General features: G+C 66.8%; 21 protein-coding genes and 1 pseudogene. 9 read left to right on the top strand and 13 right to left on the bottom strand.

The window, feature by feature from the left end; all coding sequences use genetic code 11:
- The first annotated feature begins 105 nt into the window (after positions 1–105).
- Positions 106–3,594, top strand: coding sequence for a carboxylic acid reductase (gene car, locus HBE63_RS08940; protein ID WP_166904432.1), 3,489 nt, complete (start codon positions 106–108; stop codon positions 3,592–3,594).
- A gap of 204 nt (positions 3,595–3,798) precedes the next feature.
- Complete coding sequence (locus HBE63_RS08935) at positions 3,799–5,067, top strand: DUF222 domain-containing protein (RefSeq protein ID WP_166904431.1); 1,269 nt, start codon at positions 3,799–3,801, stop codon at positions 5,065–5,067.
- On the opposite strand, the gene HBE63_RS08930 is transcribed toward HBE63_RS08935, so the two are convergent.
- Genes HBE63_RS08930 through ruvC form a run of 4 tightly spaced genes read right to left on the bottom strand, consistent with a single transcriptional unit; the run spans position 5,064 to position 7,679 of the window.
- The gene (locus tag HBE63_RS08930) at positions 5,064–5,447 is read right to left on the bottom strand and encodes a DUF1304 domain-containing protein (RefSeq protein WP_166909563.1); all 384 of its coding nucleotides are present in this window, start codon (positions 5,445–5,447) and stop codon (positions 5,064–5,066) included. The two genes, HBE63_RS08935 and HBE63_RS08930, sit on opposite strands and share 4 nt — an antisense overlap.
- Before the next feature lie 23 nt (positions 5,448–5,470).
- Positions 5,471–6,526 carry a Holliday junction branch migration DNA helicase RuvB gene (gene ruvB / locus HBE63_RS08925; protein ID WP_166904430.1) on the bottom strand — a complete coding sequence of 352 codons (1,056 nt, stop codon included), beginning with the start codon at positions 6,524–6,526 and terminating at the stop codon, positions 5,471–5,473.
- Positions 6,526–7,113, bottom strand: coding sequence for a Holliday junction branch migration protein RuvA (ruvA, locus tag HBE63_RS08920; protein ID WP_166904429.1), 588 nt, complete (start codon positions 7,111–7,113; stop codon positions 6,526–6,528). Before ruvA ends, ruvB begins: the two co-directional genes overlap by 1 nt.
- A complete protein-coding gene (gene ruvC, locus HBE63_RS08915) occupies positions 7,110–7,679 on the bottom strand; it encodes a crossover junction endodeoxyribonuclease RuvC (protein WP_166904428.1) in 570 nt (189 codons plus the stop codon). Before ruvC ends, ruvA begins: the two co-directional genes overlap by 4 nt.
- Before the next feature lie 94 nt (positions 7,680–7,773).
- Between ruvC and HBE63_RS08910 the strand changes: the two genes are divergently transcribed.
- Positions 7,774–8,433, top strand: a complete 660-nt coding sequence (locus HBE63_RS08910; RefSeq protein ID WP_166904427.1) for an NAD(P)H-binding protein — start codon at positions 7,774–7,776, stop codon at positions 8,431–8,433.
- A gap of 74 nt (positions 8,434–8,507) precedes the next feature.
- Here HBE63_RS08910 and HBE63_RS08905 read toward each other — a convergent pair whose 3' ends face one another.
- The 5 genes from HBE63_RS08905 to HBE63_RS08885 form a co-directional block, all read right to left on the bottom strand.
- A complete protein-coding gene (locus tag HBE63_RS08905; RefSeq protein ID WP_166904426.1) occupies positions 8,508–8,708 on the bottom strand; it encodes a hypothetical protein in 201 nt (66 codons plus the stop codon).
- Complete coding sequence (locus HBE63_RS08900; protein WP_166904425.1) at positions 8,708–9,463, bottom strand: YebC/PmpR family DNA-binding transcriptional regulator; 756 nt, start codon at positions 9,461–9,463, stop codon at positions 8,708–8,710. Before HBE63_RS08900 ends, HBE63_RS08905 begins: the two co-directional genes overlap by 1 nt.
- Before the next feature lie 77 nt (positions 9,464–9,540).
- Complete coding sequence (locus HBE63_RS08895) at positions 9,541–9,867, bottom strand: hypothetical protein (protein ID WP_166904424.1); 327 nt, start codon at positions 9,865–9,867, stop codon at positions 9,541–9,543.
- 28 nt (positions 9,868–9,895) lie between these two features.
- Positions 9,896–11,332 carry an acyl-CoA reductase gene (locus HBE63_RS08890; RefSeq protein ID WP_166904423.1) on the bottom strand — a complete coding sequence of 479 codons (1,437 nt, stop codon included), beginning with the start codon at positions 11,330–11,332 and terminating at the stop codon, positions 9,896–9,898.
- The gene (locus HBE63_RS08885) at positions 11,329–12,666 is read right to left on the bottom strand and encodes a hypothetical protein (protein WP_166904422.1); all 1,338 of its coding nucleotides are present in this window, start codon (positions 12,664–12,666) and stop codon (positions 11,329–11,331) included. Before HBE63_RS08885 ends, HBE63_RS08890 begins: the two co-directional genes overlap by 4 nt.
- Before the next feature lie 66 nt (positions 12,667–12,732).
- Here HBE63_RS08885 and HBE63_RS08880 point away from each other — a divergent pair, with 66 nt between their 5' ends.
- The 6 genes and pseudogenes from HBE63_RS08880 (at position 12,733) to HBE63_RS08860 (ending at position 16,900) form a co-directional block, all read left to right on the top strand.
- Positions 12,733–13,374, top strand: coding sequence for a TetR/AcrR family transcriptional regulator (locus HBE63_RS08880; protein WP_166904421.1), 642 nt, complete (start codon positions 12,733–12,735; stop codon positions 13,372–13,374).
- Positions 13,371–14,360 (top strand): annotated as a pseudogene (locus tag HBE63_RS08875) (aldehyde dehydrogenase family protein); the annotation flags it as partial. The gene HBE63_RS08880 and the pseudogene HBE63_RS08875, both read left to right, overlap by 4 nt.
- A 58-nt stretch (positions 14,361–14,418) precedes the next feature.
- Positions 14,419–14,727, top strand: a complete 309-nt coding sequence (locus HBE63_RS31340; RefSeq protein WP_371815017.1) for an aldehyde dehydrogenase family protein — start codon at positions 14,419–14,421, stop codon at positions 14,725–14,727.
- Between the two features lie 39 nt (positions 14,728–14,766).
- On the top strand, positions 14,767–15,153 hold the full coding sequence (locus tag HBE63_RS08870) for a carboxymuconolactone decarboxylase family protein (protein WP_166904420.1): 387 nt from the start codon (positions 14,767–14,769) through the stop codon (positions 15,151–15,153).
- A complete protein-coding gene (locus tag HBE63_RS08865; protein WP_166904419.1) occupies positions 15,150–16,040 on the top strand; it encodes an NAD(P)-dependent oxidoreductase in 891 nt (296 codons plus the stop codon). The genes HBE63_RS08870 and HBE63_RS08865 overlap by 4 nt, the downstream gene beginning before the upstream one ends.
- The gene (locus tag HBE63_RS08860) at positions 16,037–16,900 is read left to right on the top strand and encodes an SDR family NAD(P)-dependent oxidoreductase (RefSeq protein ID WP_166904418.1); all 864 of its coding nucleotides are present in this window, start codon (positions 16,037–16,039) and stop codon (positions 16,898–16,900) included. The genes HBE63_RS08865 and HBE63_RS08860 overlap by 4 nt, the downstream gene beginning before the upstream one ends.
- On the opposite strand, the gene HBE63_RS08855 is transcribed toward HBE63_RS08860, so the two are convergent.
- From HBE63_RS08855 to HBE63_RS08840, 4 genes are all read right to left on the bottom strand, one after another.
- Positions 16,890–18,821, bottom strand: a complete 1,932-nt coding sequence (locus tag HBE63_RS08855) for a glycosyltransferase family 39 protein (RefSeq protein ID WP_166904417.1) — start codon at positions 18,819–18,821, stop codon at positions 16,890–16,892. The two genes, HBE63_RS08860 and HBE63_RS08855, sit on opposite strands and share 11 nt — an antisense overlap.
- A gap of 61 nt (positions 18,822–18,882) precedes the next feature.
- Complete coding sequence (pdxT, locus tag HBE63_RS08850) at positions 18,883–19,464, bottom strand: pyridoxal 5'-phosphate synthase glutaminase subunit PdxT (protein WP_166904416.1); 582 nt, start codon at positions 19,462–19,464, stop codon at positions 18,883–18,885.
- A 22-nt stretch (positions 19,465–19,486) separates the two neighbouring features.
- Positions 19,487–20,335 (bottom strand): acyl-CoA thioesterase II, encoded by an 849-nt coding sequence (tesB, locus tag HBE63_RS08845; RefSeq protein WP_166904415.1) that lies wholly within the window; start codon positions 20,333–20,335, stop codon positions 19,487–19,489.
- Between the two features lie 9 nt (positions 20,336–20,344).
- Positions 20,345–20,983: pyridoxal 5'-phosphate synthase lyase subunit PdxS (locus tag HBE63_RS08840; RefSeq protein WP_243858576.1), on the bottom strand; the 639-nt coding region annotated here is incomplete at its 5' end.

The raw sequence follows: 20,983 nt of genomic DNA, 5'->3' as shown, positions 1-20,983 counted from the left end.
GCCGGACTGGCATCTCGAAATATAATTAGTTTTACTAACGTAGTAATTAGTAGGCGCGGCAAACGTGCCGACCATAGTTATTTTGATTTGCTCAGGGGACCCGATATGACCACCGAAACACGCGAGGACCGGCTCCAACGCCGGATCGCACACCTGTATGACACCGATACGCAGTTCGCCGACGCCCGCCCCAGCGACGCCGTCAACACCGCCCTCGCCCAGCCGGAACTGCGGCTGCCCGCCATCGTCAAAGGGGTATTCGCCGGGTATGCCGACCGCCCCGCGCTCGGGCAGCGCGCCGTCGATCTTGTCACCGATGCCGCCGGCCGCACCACCGCGGTACTCCAGCCTCGGTTCGAGACCATCACCTACCGCCAGCTCGGAGACCGCGTTCAGGCCGTGACCAACGCCTGGCACAACCATCCGGTGAAGCCCGGCGACCGCGTCGCCATCCTCGGGTTCACCAGCGTGGACTACACCACCATCGACACCGCCCTCATCGAACTGGGCGCTGTCTCGGTGCCGCTGCAGACCAGCGCCCCCGTCACCACACTGCGTCCCATCGTCGCCGAAACGGAACCGACCGTGATCGCGGCGAGCATCGACTTCCTCGACGACGCAGTCGAATTGGTCCGGTCGGGCCCCGCACCGCGGCGCCTGGTGGTATTCGACTACCGGCCCCAGGTGGACGCTCAGCGTGAGAGCTTCGAGGCGGCCAAGGCCGCACTGGCGGGTACCGACGTGATCGTCGAACCATTGGCCGACGTGCTCGACCGCGGACGCTCGCTGGCCGACGCACCGCTCTACACCCCGGGCCAGCCCGACCCGCTGACCATGCTGATCTACACCTCCGGCAGCACCGGCACCCCCAAGGGCGCGATGTACCCGGAGAGCAAGGTCGCCAACATGTGGCAGCTCGTTTCGAAGGCCACCTGGGACGAGAACCAGGCCGTGCTGCCCGCGATCACCCTGAACTTCATGCCGATGAGCCACGTGATGGGCCGCGGCATCCTGATCGGCACGCTGAGCTCGGGCGGCACCGCATACTTCGCCGCACGCAGCGATCTGTCCACCTTCCTGGACGATCTCACCCTGGTCCGGCCCACGCAGCTCAGCTTCGTGCCGCGGATCTGGGACATGCTGTTCCAGGAGTATCAGAGCCGGGTCGACCGTGCCGGAGCCGGATCCGAGGACGCAGTCCTCACCGAGGTCCGTGAACACCTGCTGGGCGGACGGTTCGTCTCCGCGATGACCGGCTCCGCGCCGATCTCGCCGGAGATGAAGACCTGGGTCGAGCGCCTGCTCGACATGCACCTGCTGGAGGGATACGGCTCGACCGAGGCCGGTTCGGTCTTCGTCGACGGGCACATCCAGCGCCCGCCGGTGATCGACTACAAGCTCGTCGACGTCCCGGATCTGGGTTACTTCCGCACCGACCAACCCCACCCGCGCGGTGAGTTGCTGGTGAAGTCCGAGCAGATGTTCCCCGGCTACTACAAGCGTCCCGAGATCACCGCCGAGATGTTCGACGAGGACGGCTACTACCGCACCGGTGACATCGTGGCCGAGCTCGGACCGGACCACGTCGAGTACCTCGACCGGCGCAACAACGTGCTCAAGCTTTCGCAGGGCGAGTTCGTCACCGTGTCCAAGCTGGAGGCGGTCTTCGGGGACAGCCCACTGGTGCGCCAGATCTTCATCTACGGCAACAGCGCCCGCTCCTACCTGCTGGCCGTCGTGGTGCCCACCGATCTCGCCGCATCCAAGCAGGCGATCAACGATTCACTCCAGGACGCGGCCCGTGTCGCCGGCCTGCAGTCGTACGAGGTTCCTCGCGATTTCCTCGTTGAGACAACACCTTTCAGCCTGGAGAACGGCCTGCTGACCGGTATCCGCAAGCTGGCCCGCCCGAATCTGAAGAGCCACTACGGCGATCGGTTGGAGCAGCTGTACACCGAACTGGCCGAAGGCCAGGCCAACGAGCTGAGTGAGCTGAGGCGCAGCGGAGCTCACGCCCCCGTTCTCGACACCGTCGGCCGCGCCGCCGGCGCACTGCTGGGTGCCGCGACAACCGACCTGGCGCCCGATGCCCACTTCACCGACCTGGGTGGAGATTCCTTGTCGGCGTTGACGTTCTCCAACCTGTTGCACGAGATCTTCGACGTGGACGTGCCGGTCGGCGTGATCGTCAGCCCGGCCACCGATCTGGCCGGCATCGCCGGCTACATCGAGGCGCAGCGCCACGGATCGAAGCGCCCGACCTATGCGTCGGTGCACGGACGTAACGCCACCGAGGTGCATGCCCGCGACCTGACGCTGGACAAGTTCCTCGACGCCGACACCCTGGCCGCCGCACCGTCGCTGCCCAAGGCTCCGGCCGAGGTCCGCACCGTGCTGCTCACCGGCGCCACCGGCTTCCTCGGCCGCTACCTGGCCCTGGAATGGCTGGAGCGCATGGACCTGGTCGACGGCAAGGTCATCGCCCTGGTCCGCGCCAAGAGCGATGCCGAGGCACGTGCGCGCCTGGATGCCACCTTCGACAGTGCTGGACCTAACAGCGGCGGCGACCCGAAACTGCTTGCCCACTACCAGGAATTGGCCGCCGACCACCTCGAAGTGATCGCGGGCGACAAGGGCGAGGCCGATCTGGGTCTCGATCACGACACCTGGCAGCGGCTGGCCGACGATGTCGACCTGATCGTCGACCCGGCCGCACTGGTCAACCACGTGCTGCCCTACAGCCAGATGTTCGACGCGAATGCCCTGGGTACTGCCGAGCTGATCCGTATCGCACTCACCACGAAAATCAAGCCGTTCGTGTACGTCTCGACGATCGGCGTGGCCGGAGGCATCAAGCCCGGCGAGTTCGTCGAGGATGCCGACATCCGGGTGATCAGCCCGACCCGGCAGGTCGACGATTCCTACGCCAACGGCTATGGCAACAGCAAGTGGGCCGGCGAGGTCCTGCTGCGCGAGGCCAACGATCTGTGCGGCCTGCCCGTCTCGGTGTTCCGCTGCGACATGATCCTGGCCGACACCACCTACTCGGGCCAGCTGAACCTTCCCGACATGTTCACCCGGTTGATGCTGAGCCTGGTGGCCACCGGCATCGCACCTGGATCGTTCTACGAACTGGATGCTGACGGAAACCGTCAACGTGCCCACTACGACGGCTTGCCCGTCGAGTTCATCGCCGAGGCTATCTCGACGCTGGGCGTACACGTGACCGAAGGTTTCGAGACCTACCACGTGATGAACCCGCACGACGACGGCCTCGGACTCGACGAGTTCACCGACTGGCTGATCGAGGCCGGCTACCCGGTGCACCCCATCGACGACTACGGGCAGTGGTTGCAGCGCTTCGAGACCGCGTTGCGTGCCCTGCCGGACAAGCAGCGTCAGGCCTCGCTGCTGCCGCTGCTGCACAACTACCAGCAGCCGTCGTACCCGTTGCTCGGTGCAGCCGCGCCGACCGACCGGTTCCGGGCGGCCGTGCAGGACGCCAAGATCGGGCCCGACAAGGACATCCCGCATGTCACAGCGCCCGTCATCGTGCAGTACATCACCAACCTGCAGCAGCTCGGACTGCTGTAACCGGCTTCCCCACAAGGGAAGAACCCCCTGAGCGGCCGCGGTCCTTATCAAGGACCGCGGCCAATCAGTTTCTGCGTGGCGATGCGCGAGTCAACCACGTCCCCAGCGCCCAGATGGCGCTGGCGGCACTGGCCGGGTGGGTGGAAAACCGCAGCTAGACGCATTCTCCGCGGGTTGTCACCCACGTGACGTAGCATCGCACACATGTTCGAAGAGTTCGCGAACGTCGATCCCGATGCCGACGAGGCAGCACTGCGGGACCGCATCGCCGAACTCGAACGACTCAAGTCGGCGGCCGCAGCCGGCCAAGCCCGCGCCACCGCCGCCCTGGAAATCGCCCGCCGCACCGCCGAAGCAGCCAGGGGCGTGCCTGCCTTGCGGCGCGGCCGCGGGTTGGGTTCGGAAATCGGATTGGCCCGTTTGGGCTCCCCCAACCGCGGCAGCCACCACCTCGCCGACGCGCGCATCCTGGTCCACGATCTGCCCTACACCCTGGCCGCCCTGGAAACCGGGGTGCTCACCGAATGGCGCGCCCACCTGATCGTGCGTGAGGCCGCCTGCCTCTGCCCCGCCGATCGACGCCGCCTCGATCAACAACTCTGCGAAAACGCCACCACCCTGATCGGCCTCGGCGATACCCGGCTCAGCGCGGACGCCAAAAGCATTGCCTACCAACTCGACCCACAAGCCGTCATCGACCGCGTCACCCGCGCCCCCGAAGACCGCAACGTCACCTTCCGCCCCGCCCCCGACAACATGACCCGCGTCACCGCACTCCTACCCGCCACCGACGGCGCCGCCGTCCAAGCCACACTCTCCCGATCAGCCGACCGCTGCACCGACGGCCGCAACCGCGGCCAAGCCATGGCCGACACCCTGACCGCCCGCATCACCGGCCGAGACGTCGCCACAGCAGTCCCCGCCGCAGTCAACCTCGTACTGTCCGACGACACCCTGTTCGGCGGCGCCGCCCAGCCCGCACACCTGGAGAATTACGGACCCATCCCCGCCGCCATGGCGCGCCGCCTGATCAGCAATGCCGTCGCCAACGACAACTCATGGGCCACCCTGCGACGGCTGTACGCCGCGCCCGACACCGGCGCCCTCGTCGCCATGGAATCTCGATCACGACGCTTTCCCAAAGGCCTCGCCCAATTCATCGCCTTGCGCGACGAAATCTGCCGCACCCCCTACTGCAACGCCCCCATCCGCCACATCGACCACGTCACCCCGCACCACCAGCACGGTCCCACCAGCGCCGCCAACGGCGAAGGCCTGTGCGAACGTTGCAACTACGTCAAGGAAACACCGGGCTGGCGGGTAGTGGCGTCCGTCGACGAATTCGGTCGCCACTGCACCGAACACATCACTCCGACCGGCGCCGTCTACCGTTCAACCGCGCCACCCTTACCCGGCGGAATCCGAGGACTCACCCGCGAAATTCACGTGGTGTTCAACAGATCCGCGGCCTAGAGCAGGCCGATCGCGAGCAACACGACAGCGATCAGCGGGAAGGCACCTTGGGTGATCGCGGCGCGAGCCTTGTCCGGCGAGCTGGTCAACAGCACCGCGGCGGCGGCCAGCATCGAGCCGACTCCGGCCAACACCAGTGCGGACCCAACCGCGTTGTGTCCCAGGCCAATCGCGACGATACCGACGACAGTGACGATCGCCAGGAACAGGTTGTAGAAGCCCTGGTTGAAGGCCAGCTCCTTGGTGGCCTGGGCCTCTTCCGCACTGATCCCGAAGGTGGCGCGGGTTCGCGGCGAAGTCCACGTCAACGACTCCATCACGAAGATGTAGACATGCAGGGCCGCGGCGAGCGCGGCGAACACCAAACCTGCTACGGACACCCAACCGACGTCGACCATGCCGCCTATTCAAACAGCCCGGTCTGCCCCAGTCCCGTAATCGGCGGTTGCATGCCCAGATGCGTCCACGCCAGCGGAGTGGCCACCCGGCCTCGTGGGGTGCGGGCCACCATGCCGGCGCGCACCAGGAAGGGCTCGCAGACTTCTTCGACCGTGGTGGCTTCCTCCCCCACGGCCACTGCCAACGTCGACACCCCGACCGGACCGCCACCGAAACTGCGGGTGAGCGCCGACAGGACGGCGCGGTCCAGGCGATCCAGGCCGAGCTCGTCGACGTCGTAGACCTCCAACGCGGCCTTGGCGATATCGCAGGTGATCACCCCGTCGGCGCGCACCTCGGCGTAGTCCCGGACCCGGCGTAGCAGCCGGTTGGCGATACGGGGCGTGCCACGGGAGCGTCGGGCGATCTCGGTACCGGCCTCACTGCCCAAATCGATGCCCAGGATGCCGGCCGACCGGGCCAGCACCCGCTCGAGTTCGACAGGTTCGTAGAAGTCCATGTGCGCGGTGAACCCGAACCGGTCCCGCAGTGGGCCGGTCAGCGCCCCGGACCGGGTGGTCGCCCCCACCAGAGTGAATGGCGCGACCTCGAGCGGGATCGACGTGGCACCAGGGCCTTTCCCGACCACCACGTCGACGCGGAAGTCCTCCATCGCCAGGTACAGCATCTCCTCGGCAGGCCGGGCAATGCGGTGGATCTCGTCGATGAACAGCACGTCGTGCTCGACGAGGTTGGACAACATCGCAGCCAGGTCACCGGCCCGCTCCAGGGCGGGACCCGAGGTGAGCCGTAGTGAGGAGCCGAGCTCGGCCGCGATGATCATCGCGAGTGAGGTCTTGCCCAGCCCAGGCGGGCCGGACAACAGGATGTGATCCGGTGTGCCACCGCGATTCTTGGCGCCTTCGAGAACCAGCGACAGCTGCTCGCGCACCCGCGGCTGACCGATGAACTCCCCCAGCGAGCGCGGGCGCAGGCTGGCGTCGACATCACCCTCACCGACCGTCAGCGCCGGTGAGACCTCCCGCTCGTCGGGTTCCTCGTCATCGTCGAATCGGCCCATTACTTCTTACCCAACATGGACAGCGCTGCCCGCAGCGCGGAAGCCGTCGTCGCCTCCGGATCGTTGGCCAGAACCTTGTCGGTGGCCTCCTCGGCCTGTTTGGCTGCAAAGCCAAGTCCGACAAGGGCTTCCACCACCGGGGCGCGCACCGCGTGACCGGTGCTCCCGCCGATCGCCCCGGGGGTGACCGGCCCGATCTTGTCGCGCAGTTCGAGCACCATCCGCTCGGCTCCGCGTTTACCGATGCCCGGAACCCGAGTCAAGGCCGTCACGTCGCTGTCGGCCAGGGCCTGACGCAGGTGCTGCGGGTCGTAGACCGCCAGCGTCGCCAGGGCGATCTTGGGGCCAACGCCGGACACCCCCAGCAGGGTGAGGAACAGGTCACGGGCCTCCCCGTCTGCGAATCCGTAGAGCGTCATCGAATCCTCACGCACGATCATCGCGGTGATCAGCCGTGATTCGGTGCCACGGCGCAGGTTGGCCAGGGTCGACGGGGTCGCCATCACCTTGTAGCCGACGCCGGCGGCCTCGATCACTGCATGGTCGAGGGCGATGTCGATGACCTCACCGCGAACCGACGCGATCATGCCCGGGCCGCCTTCGCGGTGGATTTCAGCTTGGCCTGGTACTTGCGGCGCTGTTCGGCGGCCATCGCCTCGGCGGCAGCCATGCGCTCGATCATCGGGGCGCGCCAGCAGTGGCAGATGGCGAGGGCCAGCGCGTCGGCGGCGTCTGCCGGAGTCGGCTTGGCCTGCAGCGCAAGGATTCTGGTGATCATCTCGGTGACCTGCGCCTTGTCGGCGCGGCCGTTCCCGGTGACCGCCGCCTTGACCTCCGAGGGGGTGTGAAAGTGCACCTCGATGTCCCGCCGGGCGGCGGCCAGCGCGATCACTCCGCCCGCCTGGGCGGTGCCCATCACGGTGGAAACATTCTGTTGAGCGAAGACCCGCTCTATCGCGATCACATCTGGCCGGTGGGTGTCCATCCAGTACTCGGCCACATCGCTGATCTCCAGCAGCCGCTTCTGCAGCGGTGCATCGGCCGGGGTGCGGACCACGTCCACATCCAGCGCGGTGACCTGCCGGCCCTTGCCACTCTCGACCACCGACAGGCCGCAGCGCGTCAACCCGGGATCCACTCCCATCACCCGCACACGAACCCCTTCGTCAGAACATCTGTTCGAGAGCCTAGCGCGAGCCGGCGACAGCCTGCGGCAGGGACACGCTCACATCCGTAGGGTCGAAACCATGCGCGTAGTGATAGCCGGTGGCCACGGCAAGATCGCCCTGATCCTTGAGCAGTTGTTGTCCGAACGCGGCGATGAGGTAGCCGGCCTCATCCGCGATCCGGCTCAGGCGGCCGACCTGCAGGCCGCCGGAGCCGAGGCCGTCGTGCTCGATCTGGAGCAGGCGTCGGTGCACGAGGTCGCCGACGCGGTACGCGACGCCGACGCCGTCGTGTTCGCGGCCGGAGCCGGGCCGGGCAGCGGGGCGAGCCGCAAGCAGACCGTGGACCGCGACGCCGCGATTCTGCTGGCCGACGCCGCCGAGGCCGCGGGCGTCGGCCGCTACGTGATGGTGTCGGCGCTCGCCGCCGACGACCGGTCGCTGGATACCAACTACGACGAGGTGTTCCTGGCCTACATACGCGCCAAGTCCGAGGCCGACGCCGATGTGCGGGCACGCACCGGATTGCGCACCACGATTGTGCGCCCGGGCGGACTCACCGATGAACCGGGCACCGGAAAGGTGACGGTCCGCGAATCAACCGGCCGGGGAAGCATTCCGCGCGAGGACGTCGCGCTGGTGCTGCTTGCGGTATTGCACGAGCCCGAGACCGCTGGGCGGACCTTCGAGGTGATCTCGGGCGAGACGCCTATCGACGCAGCGCTGCACCCGACACGATGAACGACTTGATCTGAGCGATGCGGGCGCTGGTCGCCTCCCAACCACGCGCCGCTTCCTCGCCGACGAGCTTGTGGTCACGGCGGACCACGATGATCCACGGCGAGCAAAAGCACTACCAGGGCGATGTTCAGCACGATGCTGATGATGTCGTCCCCGTTGCCGAAGGACGCGTCGCCAAAACCCCAGTCGTCGGGCATCTTTCGGCGCGGACGCCACGGCAAGCAACGCCGGCGTACCGTCCATTTCGCACCCTCAGGGTCGAGGATGCTCCCCACTACTCCTCGTCGAGCTGCGCAGCGACATCGTCGGGGATGTCGATGTTTGTGTACACGTCTTGCACGTCGTCGCTGTCCTCCAGCGCATCGACGAGCTTGAACACCTTCCGGGCGCCCTCCAGGTCGACCGGCACACTCACCGACGGCTGGAAGCTGGCCTCGGCCGAGTCGTAGTCGATGCCGGCGTCCTGCAGCGCGGTGCGCACCGCAACCAGGTCGGTGGGCTCGGAGATGACCTCGAAGGAGTCGCCGAGGTCGTTGACCTCTTCGGCGCCGGCTTCCAGGACTGCCAGCAGCACGTCGTCCTCGGTCAGACCGTTCTTCTCGAGCGTCACCACGCCCTTCCGGGAGAACAGGTAGGCGACCGAGCCCGGGTCGGCCATGTTGCCGCCGTTGCGGGTCATCGCGACCCGGACTTCACCGGCGGCGCGGTTGCGGTTGTCGGTCAGGCATTCGATGAGCACCGCGACACCGTTGGGGCCGTATCCCTCGTAGGTGATGTTCTGCCAGTCGGCGCCGCCGGCCTCTTCACCACCGCCGCGCTTGCGGGCGCGCTCGATGTTGTCGTTGGGCACCGAGCTCTTCTTGGCCTTCTGGATGGCGTCGTAGAGGGTGGGGTTACCGGCCGGGTCTCCCCCGCCGACACGCGCCGCGACCTCGATGTTCTTGATCAGCTTGGCGAACATCTTGCCGCGCTTGGCATCGACAACGGCCTTCTTGTGCTTGGTGGTGGCCCACTTGGAATGGCCGCTCATACAGGTACGCCCCTTTTCCGGTTAAAACTCCGGCCCTCCAGTTTACGTGGCCGGTCCTGCCACGCTCGATACGACGTCTACAGGGCCTGAAACGAGGCGAACGTTATGCCCGCCACGGCACCGCACAGCACCGGCCAGTACCAGATGTGCCAATGCCGCCAATGCCCGATCGCCATGCCGATCGGCGCGAGGACGACCAGCGCGAGCGTCAGCACCGCCCATCCGGCCACGGTCCCAGCGTCGTCGGCCTGTTCGGGAAACGCCCCACTGAAGCCCAACGGAAAGATCGCGGCGAACGCCAGCAACATGGCAAGCAGGCCGACGACGGCCCATGCGGCCCAACTGATCACCGACTCGGCGACACCCGGTCTGCGCCGGACGGACGCTGGCGACGACGCAGACATGCAGGCAGCGTACGCCGATGCACGGGCGTTATCCGGCCCCTAACGGCAGCGCCGCATTCGCGTCCGCAACGAGGATGTCGTCATCACCCATCCAGTGCACCAGACGGGCCAACGGGTACATCGCGTCGTGCGGGCCGCCCTCGACGTGACCGTTGGCGGTGCCCACCCGGCACAGCCGCTGGCCGCCGGCACTGGCCAACGCGTCGCGCAGCTGAGCCTTGCGGTCGAACGGGTAGACGCCGATGGTCTGGGTCGCGACGTTGACATGGCGAACCGCGTCGTCGAGGGAGTCCACCATGACGACATTGGAGGTCTTGTTGGACGGATGGAAATCCACCGGGGCATCCGACAGCAGCACCACGCCGCGGCCGTCGAAGCGGCCGAACACCTGAAGCTCATCGCCCATGGCGCCCATCACCTCGACCTCGTCGCGGATGTCGCTGGGCGGGAGCGGCGCGATGGCCGATCCGAACAGCCGGTCGACGCCCAGGCGCGGCAGCAACTCAGCGCAGAACCGCTGAGCCTGGGCCCGGTCGGTGGCCTCCAGGAAGACGAATCGGCTTGCCAGGCAGGCCTCCTGGTTGAACACGCAGGTGTCGGCGGCTACCCGCTCTGCCACGTCGGCGAGCACCTCGTCGGAAGCGAACACCTCGCGCCCGATCATCGAGATCGAGCTCTTGGGGTCGAACGACACCAGCTGGATCCCAGGCCCGAGGTACTTGATGACGTTGCTGATGGCCGGGCCGCCGCCCCAGGCCACGATCTTGTCGAAGTACTGCGGCCGGTAGATCGTCCGCTCGATCGCCTCGTCACCGCCGGCCCAGTACACCGCCGACATTGATTGCACCACTGGGTGTTTCGGATCAATCTCGGCCATGGTGCGTAATACCGCCACCGTGGTGAACGGGTCCGAGGACGGCATCTTCAACAAGCTGATGCCCTTGACCAACGCACTCTGGGCAATCGAGGCGATGCAACCGGCCGGGGCGTTGCCGGCCAGCATGTGCACCATCCGCGGCGGGAACGCCCGGATCGCACCGGCATTGCCCGTCGCGTCGGTGCGGCTCACCCAGCCGTCGAGCGCAGCCGGATCGGCGAAGTTCGACGTCACCTGGGCCCACAGACTCTCGCGCCGCAGCAGCGCCGGTGCGCTGCGGTAGAGGTTCTCCACCACCCGGCGCGGTAGCGGGTTGGTCTCGGCCACCAGGTCCAGGCAGCGCTGCATGTGCGCATTGCGGTCCAGCGCCAACCGTTCGCCGGTTTCGACCAGGAAATCGATGATCTCGGCCAGCGGCACGTTCAGCAGTGGTGGCATCTCCGATCGCGGGGTCACCAGCGCGTCCAGTTCGATTGCAGGCGTGGCGAAGTCGACGCCGAGGTCTCGGGAGCTGTGCTGTGCGCCTTCTCCCTCGACCAACTGCCCGCGGATCACGAACGGGGCCGACAGGGCGATCGCGGCGCTCATGCCTCACCCCGCACGTAGGCGTCGATGGTGCCCGAGCAGGTGATCTTGTCCCCGCCGAGATCGGCGTAACGGGTGATGTCCGGGCCGATCGTCGGCCCCTGATGGCCGCATTCGCACACCCCGAAGTCGGCATCGATGCGGTCACCGGAGATGATCCCACCCCAGCGGCCGTCCAGCGACAGGTCGAAGAACGCCCCACGCGCCAGCACTCGCCCCGAGGAGGTGTCGACGATATTTTCGCCGGGTTCGTCGAGCGGAAGCAGCAGCACCCACGGCGGGACGTGATACCGGCCGGCCCGGCACTTCGGGAACGGGGTGTTCAGTTCCTGCATCGAGTAGAAGTGGAACACCCGCTCGTCGGCGATGTTGAAGGTGTCGAAGATGTACTCGCGATAGTCCGGCGGCAGCGCGGAACCTTTGAGTCCACCGGCCACCAGCAGTGCGGTGTCGTCGCGGAAGTCTTTACCGGAGAAGCCTTTTGCCCGCACACCTTGGGCCACTTGGTAGAGCGAGGCGAACATCGAGGTCAGCAGCAGTTGCCGGTCACGACTGGCGATCAGCTCATCGACCGCGTCGGCGATCGCGTTGTCCATCGCGCTCTGCCGCGCGGAGCTGGTCGCCTCGAAGGCGGTGATCTCCGAAGGGCTGGCCGTGCCGTCGGCGATGCGCTGCCGCAGCTCGATCATCTCCATGATCGAGCCGACCGAGATGGGCTCGATTGGCAGCTGGTAGCTGTCGGCCTCGGTGGAAAACGCCTCGACCAACGCGATCCGGGTGCGCTCGTTGCGCTCGACCTTGGTACGCGGTCCAAGCCCGAACAGCTTGCGGCTACCGTCGGCGGGGATGCCGGTGGCCCAGGTCAACCCGGTGACGTTGCCCTGCGAGGCAGTCGCCATGTCCGATGCCGCGCTGGCGATCATGGCGGGTTTGCCGGTGGTTCCACTGGAGCAGCTCAGGTAGCAGCCCACCGACTCCATCCTGGCGACGAAGTCGTCGAGCCCGGCCACCCCGTCGACATCCACACCGGACGGATCGCAGGCGGAGACCGTGCCCACCCACTTGGCCATCCGGTCCCACCGGCCGCCGGTCAGCCAACTCTGCGCGTAACTCTTGTAGGCGCCATGCGCGAACAGCAGTTGTACCAGATCCGTGCGCTCGGCCACGTTGTCGATCTGGGCGGATTGAGCGCGATTGCGCAGCAACGGGATCTGGTCGACGCGCGCGGCGAAGCGCTCGTTGACGGCTTCAATCTGCAGCCCCTGCACCTCGGCGGGCGCGACGTCGTAGCGATCCGGCGCGGTCTGCAGGGCGAGGAGTTGGTCGACTGCGGTCATAGGTGGCTCCTGAAAGAAATCAAATTAATAGCACCTAGTGCGTTTCATTAATGCTACTATGCGCTCATGCCCCAGAGTTCGTCAAGGCCGCGCGCGGGCCGGCCGACCCGGGAACAGGCCGAGCAGCGGCACCGTGAACTGCTCGACTGCGCTCTGGAAGTCTTCCTGGACAACGGATTCGAGCGGTCCACGGTCGAGAGCATCGCGGCAGCAGCCGGTATGGCCAAGCGCACCATCTATGGCCTCTACCCCGACAAGGCCGCCCTGTTCGAAGCCTCCGTGCAACGTGCGGTGGACCGGTGGCTGGTGCCCATCGAGACGCTGCGCGCGACCGAGACCGACGACCTGGAGGAAACCCTGCTCGCCATCGGCCGGATTCGGTTGGCCGGCATCACCAGTCCGGCCGGTATCGCACTGCAGCGCATCCTCTACGCGGAGGGCAACCGCTTCCCCCGGCTGTTCCGGCTCGTGTACGAACAGGGCACCGTGCCGGCGCTGACGTTCATCGCCGAGGTCCTCGCCCGCCACGCCGAGGCCGGAATCATCGAGATCGACGATCCCGCGGTGGTCGGGGGCGCGTTCTTGAGCATGGTCGTCGGCGGCCCCGCCACCGGCGCACTCTGGGGTGTGTCCTGGGATCCTGACGACCTGGACAAACGTATGCGGACCTTGGTGCGACTGTTCCTCGACGGGGCGCGCCCGCGATGACCGAATCATTCATCGACGGCACGTCGGTGCCCTCGGCTCAGCAGTACGACAACATCGATCCCGCCACGGGACGGTCGATCGGCGCAGTGGCACGCGGCGGTCCCGACGAGATCGACCGGGCGGTCACCGCTGCGCGGCGGGCATTCGTCGGGTGGCGCAAGACCGCGCCCGCGCACCGCTGCGAAGCGCTCGTCGCGATCGCCGATGTCATCGACGGCCACAGGGAAAGGCTGGCGCTGCTGGAATGTGAGGACACTGGCAAGCCGCTGAGCCAGGCCCGAACCGACATCACCGTGGCCGCACGATATTTCCGGTTCTACGGCCACGCCATCGACAGCTACCACGGCCAGACCATCCCGCTGACCGAGGACCTGCACGTCTACACCCGGCGCGAGCCGTTGGGCGTGACGGGTCACATCATCGCCTGGAACTACCCCATTCAGCTGCTCGCCCGGGCGGTGGCACCGGCGATCGCCACAGGCAACACCGTGGTGGTCAAGCCGGCCGATGAAACACCCCGCACCGCAGTCGAGTTCGCCCGACTCGCCGTTGAGGTGGGATTGCCTGCCGGGATCGTCAACGTGGTCACCGGGATCGGAGCCGAAGCCGGTGCCGCGCTGGCCGCCGCAGATCGGGTGGTTCCGGTGGTGCTGGAACTCGGTGGGAAATCGCCGCAGATTGTTTTCGCCGACGCCGATCTGCCCCGCGCAGCCGACTTCATCACCAAGGCGATCCTGCAGAATGCCGGGCAAACCTGTTCGGCCGGATCGCGATTGCTCGTCGATGAAGGAATCCACGACGAGCTCCTGGAGCTGGTTCTCGACCGGTTCCGGCAGGTCAGCATGGGACCCGGGATCGCCGATCGCGATCTGGGTCCGCTGATCTCCCACCGGCAGCAGCAGCGGGTGACCGTTCTGGTGTCGGGCAACACCACCGGTGAAATCCTTTGCGGCGGTGCACCCCCGCACGAGCAGGAACTCGGCGACGGCGCCTACTTTGCCCCTACGGTGATCGACGCCGTCGACCCGGCCTCGCCCATCGCCCATCGCCCAGCAGGAGATCTTCGGCCCGGCACTGACCGTCAACAGCTTTCACGACGAGCAGGAGGCGGTCGCGCTGGCCAACGGAACCGAGTACGCCTTGCTGGCAGCACTGTGGACGCGAGATCTGTCCCGGGCGCACCGACTGGCCGCCGAGGTGGTCGCCGGGCAGGTGTACGTCAACACGTACGGCGCCGGTGGCGGCGTCGAGCTGCCGTTCGGTGGCTTCAAGAAGTCCGGATACGGCCGCGAAAAAGGTTACGAGGCACTCGATGCCGTGACAGCCACCAAGACGGTTGTGGTGGCCCTGTGATCTGCCCGAGCTACTGCTCGAACTACTGAAAGGCACGCAATGGATCAAGACACGTACGACAAGGGATTGGCGATCCGCACAGCGGTCCTCGGTGAGGAGTATGTCCGCAAGGCGGCCGGAAACGTCGACGCATTCTCCAAGCCGCTGCAGGACCTGGTCACCGAATACTGTTGGGGTGCGGTGTGGGGTCGTGAGGGCCTGGAACTGAAGACCCGCAGCATGCTGAACCTGGCGATGATCGCGGTACTCAACCGGCCGAACGAGTTGAGCACGCACATCCGCGGCGCGCTCACCAACGGTGTCACCCGCGAGGAGATCTGCGAGATCTTCCTGCAGGTCGGCATCTACGCGGGCATCCCGGCCGCGGTCGACAGCTTCCGGTTGGCCCGCGCCGTGTTCGCCGACCTCGACGAGGAGCGTGCGTGAATCCCGAGATCGGTTTCATCGGACTGGGCAACATGGGGTGGCCCATGATGAATCGGCTGCTGACGGCGGGATTTCCGGTGGTGGCCTTCGATGTCCGCAAGGACGTGCTCGCCAAGGCGACCGCGCTGGGCGCCCAGCCGGCCACTTCGGTGCGCGAGGTGGCGGACCGCACCGAGACGATATTGGCCAGTCTGCCCACCCCGCAGATCTCCGAGGCCGTGGTGACCGACGTCGCGGCCGGGTCCCTTGTCAAGCGCTTCGTGGACCTGTCCACGGTGGGAGGCGAGGCGGCGCAACGCAATCACGCCGTTCTGGCCGCACAAGGCATTGCCGCGCTGGACAGCCCGGTCAGCGGCGGGATGCACGGCGCCCGGGCCGGCACCCTGGCGGTGATGGTGTCCGGTCCGCCCGCCGAATTCGATGCGCTGGCCACGGTTTTCGAGGCACTTGGCCGGGCGATCTTCGTCTCCGAACAGCCCGGCGCCGCACAAACCATGAAGCTGATCAACAACCTGATGGCTGCCACCACCCTGGCCGCGACCGCCGAGGTGATGGTGATGGGCGTCAAGGCCGGACTCAGCGCCGACGTGATGATCGACGTGCTCAATGCCGGGTCTGGCGGGACACACGCCAGCCGGGACAAATTTCCGCGCGCGGTACTCCCCCGCACCTTCGACTACGGGTTCGCCACCGGCTTGATGGCCAAGGACGTGGGACTGTACCTGGATGAGGCTGCCTCCCTGGGCCTGCCGGTCGAGATGGCCGCGACCGTGCAACGGATCTGGGAGCAGACGCTGAACACCGAAGGTGCCGAATCCGACTTCACCTCCGTCATCAAACCGATGGAGAAGGCGGCGGGCGTGATCGTCGAGGGCGAGCACCGATGAGCATGCGTGGGAAGACCATCGTGATCACCGGGGCCACCTCCGGACTGGGCCGTGAGTCCGCCCGCGCCCTGGCTTCGGCCGGAGCACACGTGGTGTTGGCGTCCCGCAACGCCGACGCACTGTCCAACATCCGTGACCGCATCCTCACCGAAATGCCCGCGGCGCACCTGTCCGGCGTCGTCATCGATCTCGCCTCCCTGACCAGTGTTCGCCAGGCCGCACCGCAGATCGCCGAGGTCGCCCCGGTGATCGACGTACTGATGAACAACGCCGGGGTGATGTTCACCCCGTTCGGCCGTACCCAGGATGGCTTCGAAACACAGTTCGGGACAAACCATCTGGGCCACTTCGCGCTGACAAACCTATTGCGGCCACAGTTCGTCGAGGGCACCCGCATCGTCAATCTCTCCTCCGAGGGCCATCGACTCGATGACGTCGATCTGGATGATCCCAACTGGGAGCGCCGCGATTACGACAAGTTCGCCGCGTACGGCGCAGCCAAGACCGCCAACATCCTGCATGCCGTCGCGCTCGACCAACGGCTTCGCGGTCGGGGAATCCGCGCGTTCGCCGTGCACCCGGGAATGGTCGCCACCAACCTGGCCCGGCACATGTCGCGGGAAGATGTCATCGCGGTCAGCGGACAGACCCGCTCGCGTGCCATCGAGGTGTCCACGCCCGAGCAGGGTGCGGCCACCCAGGTCTGGGCGGCCGCCAGCGCCGACCTCGACGGCCGTGGCGGGCTGTACCTGGCTGACTGCGCAGAGCGCACCGATGCCGAACCCTATGCCACCGATCCGGACCGGGCCGAAAGACTCTGGGAGGTTTCGGAATCCCTGTGCGCGACACCTATTTCCTGAGCGGCGCGCTCAAGTCGTACACCGTGTCCGAGCCCACCTTGGTCGAGATGAAGTTCGCCTTCACCCAGTCGGAAATGTCGGTGTGCGAGTTGTTGCCGAACAACCCACCGAGGCCGGCGCCGTTCGACTTGGGATCCTTGGGCTCCGCAAGGATGTAGTAGGTGATCTGCCGGTCGGCGACATAGGTCTGGAACTGCTGAAGCGTCGGCACCGGATCACTTCCGGTGAAGCCACCGATCGCCATGACCGCTGTGTCAGTGGACAATTCCAGGCCGGCCGCAGCCCCAGACCGGTTGATGGCTGCCGACCACTTGGTGGTGGTGGCCCGCAGCATCGCGTTCACCTCGGGGTTGTCGGAATACCAACCGTGTCCGTGGCCGTCGTCGGGATCCGGGGGTCCGACGCTCGGGCCGCCTCCGGTGTGCGGCTGTCCCAGGGTGGCCACGGTATAGGCCGTCGTTCCGGCCAGTCCACCGGCCAGTGCGACCGCGAGCGCGATGATCGCCACGGCGCGGTACCCAGCGCGCAGCGCCCAGAGCAGGACCGTGGTGGCCGCCACGGCCACCACCAAGATCGTCCACCGCAGCGGCGGCAGCCAGGAAGCGTTGCGGGCCAGGATCCAGAAGCTCCACACCCCGGCACCCAGAAGCATGGTGGCCAAACCGACCTGGCCCAGCCGGTCATCGCGCCGGCGCCACATTTCGTGGACACCGATCGCGAACATCGCCGCGACCGCGGGCGCCAGGGACAGACAGTAGTACGGGTGCACGTTGGTCTTCATGAAGCTCAGCACCAGGCCGTCGATCACCAGCCAGGTGCCGAACAGGATCGCCCCGGCCCGCACGATGTCGGTGCGCGGTGCGCGACCCCGTGACACCAGCACCAGCACCACCGCCAGCAGGGCAGCAGGCACCAGCCAGCCGATCTCGAAACCGAACTCACCGGTGAACAATCGCGGCAGCCCCTGAGTCTGGTTGCCGAATCCGCCGAAGCCACCGTGATGCCGGCCTGCGGGGGCCACCGGGTCGACGTCGACGTGCGTGCCGTAGCGGTTGTGACCGAGAACCCGGCCGAACCCGTTGTAGCCCAACACCAGATTCATGAAGTTGTTGTCGGTGGATCCCGCGAGGTACGGCCGCGAAGAGGACGGCCACATCAGGGTCAGCAGCACGAACCAGCCCGATGACGCAAGGAACGCGAGTAGCGAGCCCAGCAGGTGGAGCAGCCGGCGACGCAGCGCTACCGGCGCGGCGATCAGGTAGACCAGCCCGATGGCAGGCATGACCATCAGGCCTTCGAGCATCTTGGCCAGGAACGCGAACCCGAGCGCGACACCGGCGAGCGCCATCCAGCGGGCGCCGTACCGGTTTTGCTCCTCGCGTCCGCGGTGGTGCTCCAGTGCCCGCACCGCACAGTAGGCTGCGGCCGCCATCAACAGGACCATCACCGCGTCGGGATTGTTGAACCGGAACATCAACGCCGTCACCGGCATGAGCGCCAGCACGGCACCTGCCAGCAGCGCGGCGCGGGGGCCGCTGGTCCGGCGGACCGCCCCGTAGAGCAGCGCAACCGAGCCGACGGCCATCAACGCTTCCGGGATGAGCATGCTGGCGCTGCTGAACCCGAACAGCTGGCCGGACAGGCCCATCACCCATTGGGACACCGGAGGCTTGTCCACGGTGATGAAGTTGGCCGGATCCAGTGAACCGAAGAGGAGTGCCTCCCAGTTCAGTGAGCCGGCCCAGGCCGAGGCCGCGTAGAAGTCGTTGCCCATCCCGTTGACGGTGATGTTCCACAGGTAGGCCAGCGCCGTCGCGGCCAGCAGAGCGGGCAGCGCCAGACGCTCACGAGCGATCCGCGGGGTGCTTCGCGGGGCTTCGAGGGCAGGCTCGGTGGAGGCATCCTCCAACGTCGTCGTCACACATCCATTAAGTCGGCGCCGGCTATGACTGAGCTATGTGGCCGCCGTGGGTTTGCTGGGGTCAGAGCGAATCGACGAACAGTTTGTGGATGCGACGGTCCCCGGTCATCTCCGGGTGAAAGGACGTCGCCAGCATCGAACCCTGCCGCACCGCCACGATGTGATCGGCGGCGCGGGCCAACACCTTGACGTCGGGTCCAACCCGCTCGACCCACGGCGCCCGGATGAACACCGCATGCACCGCGGTGTCGAGCCCCTCGAAGTCGATGTCCCCCTCGAAGGAATCGACCTGACGACCAAAGGCGTTGCGCCGCACCGTCATATCGATGCCAGCCAGAGGAACGGCCTCCCGCCCGCTGGTGCCGGCGTCCCTGATCTCGGTGGCCAGCAGGATCATTCCGGCGCAGGAGCCGTAACAGGGCAACCCCGCGGCGATCCGCGCCCGCAGCGGCTCGAGCAGTTCGAATTCGCGCAGCAGGTGGCTCATCGCCGTGGATTCCCCGCCGGGGATCACCAGGGCATCGACCGCGTCGAGTTCGGAAAGCCGCCGCACGGTTCCGGCCTCGGCCCCGGCCGCACGCAGTGCAGCCAGATGCTCGCGAGTGTCGCCCTGTAGCGCGAGCACCCCGACCCGGGGGCTCACGAGCCCACCCCGACCCAGAGGGTCACGAGCCCTCCGCCGGGGTGGATTTCCGCTGGAAGCGGGTCAGTCCCTCTTGCATCACCGCGGCGACCATCTCGCCGTAGCGGTTGAAGATCTTGCCCTGGGTCAGCGAACGCCCGCCGCAGGCCGAGGGTGAGGACTGGTCGTAGAGCAACCATTCATCGGCACGGAACGGCCTCATGAACCACATGGCGTGGTCCAGCGAGGCCACCATCAGCTGCTTGCGCACGTCGAGGTGGTTGACCTGGGCCGAACCCAGCAGCGTCAGATCGCTCATGTAGGCCAGCGCGCAGATGTGCAGCACATGATCGTCGGGCAGCGGGTCGCGGTGGCGGAACCACACCTGCTGCTGAGAGGCTTTGCCAGGAATCCGCGTCACCAGGTCCCGCGGAACGATACGGACGTCCCATTCGGCAAACTGCGCGAAGCCGGCGTCGTCGAACGCTCCCCCGGACCGGAACCCAGGCAGATCATCGGGCCCGGGCGCCTCCGGCATCGCGTCCTGATGCTCGATGCCGGTCTGGTCGGTCTGAAAGGACGCCGACATCGTGAAGATGGTCTCGCCGTGCTGGATCGCACTGACCCGACGGGTGCAGAACGAGCCGCCGTCGCGGATGCGCTCGACGATGTACACCGACGGTGCCCTGGCGTCACCCGGCCGCAGAAAGTAGCCGTGCAGGGAGTGCACCTGGAACGTCGGCTCCACCGTGCGGACCGCCGAAACCAGCGACTGGCCGGCCACGTGACCGCCGAAGGTGCGCTGCAGGAAGCCGCTCTCGGGGCTGAAGACCCCGCCGCGATAGATGTTGACCTCGAGCTGCTCCAGATCGAGGATCTCTTCAATCGCCATATGAGGTATTTACCAGCCGCGTTCAGCGAGGCGGTGCGGCTGGGCGATGTCCTCGACATTGATGCCGACCATGGCCTCACCCAGACCACGCGACACCTTGGCCAACACATCAGGATCGTCGTAGAACGTGGTGGCCTTCACGATCGCGGCAGCACGCTGCGCGGGGTTACCCGACTTGAAGATGCCCGAACCCACGAACACACCCTCGGCGCCGAGCTGCATCATCATCGCCGCATCCGCCGGGGTGGCGATACCGCCCGCGGTGAACATCGTCACCGGCAACTTGCCGGCCCGAGCCACCTCCGCCACCAGGTCATACGGGGCCTGCAGCTCCTTGGCCGCCACGTACAGCTCGTCTTCACTCATCGAGGTCAGCCGGCGGATCTCGCCGCCGATCTTGCGCATGTGGGTGGTGGCGTTGGAGACATCCCCGGTGCCGGCCTCACCCTTGGAACGGATCATCGCCGCACCCTCGGTCAGGCGACGCAGCGCCTCACCCAGGTTGGTCGCACCGCAGACGAACGGCACCGTGAACTTCCACTTGTCGATGTGGTTGGCGTAATCGGCCGGGGTGAGCACCTCGGACTCGTCGATGTAATCCACACCCAGGCTCTGCAGGATCTGCGCCTCCACGAAGTGACCGATGCG

The sequence above is a fragment of the Mycobacterium sp. DL440 genome (assembly GCF_011745145.1).
Classification (GTDB): Bacteria; Actinomycetota; Actinomycetes; order Mycobacteriales; family Mycobacteriaceae; genus Mycobacterium.
The sequence above is the reverse complement of the archived record's forward strand: the minus strand, read 5'-3'. Positions and strand labels throughout refer to the sequence as shown.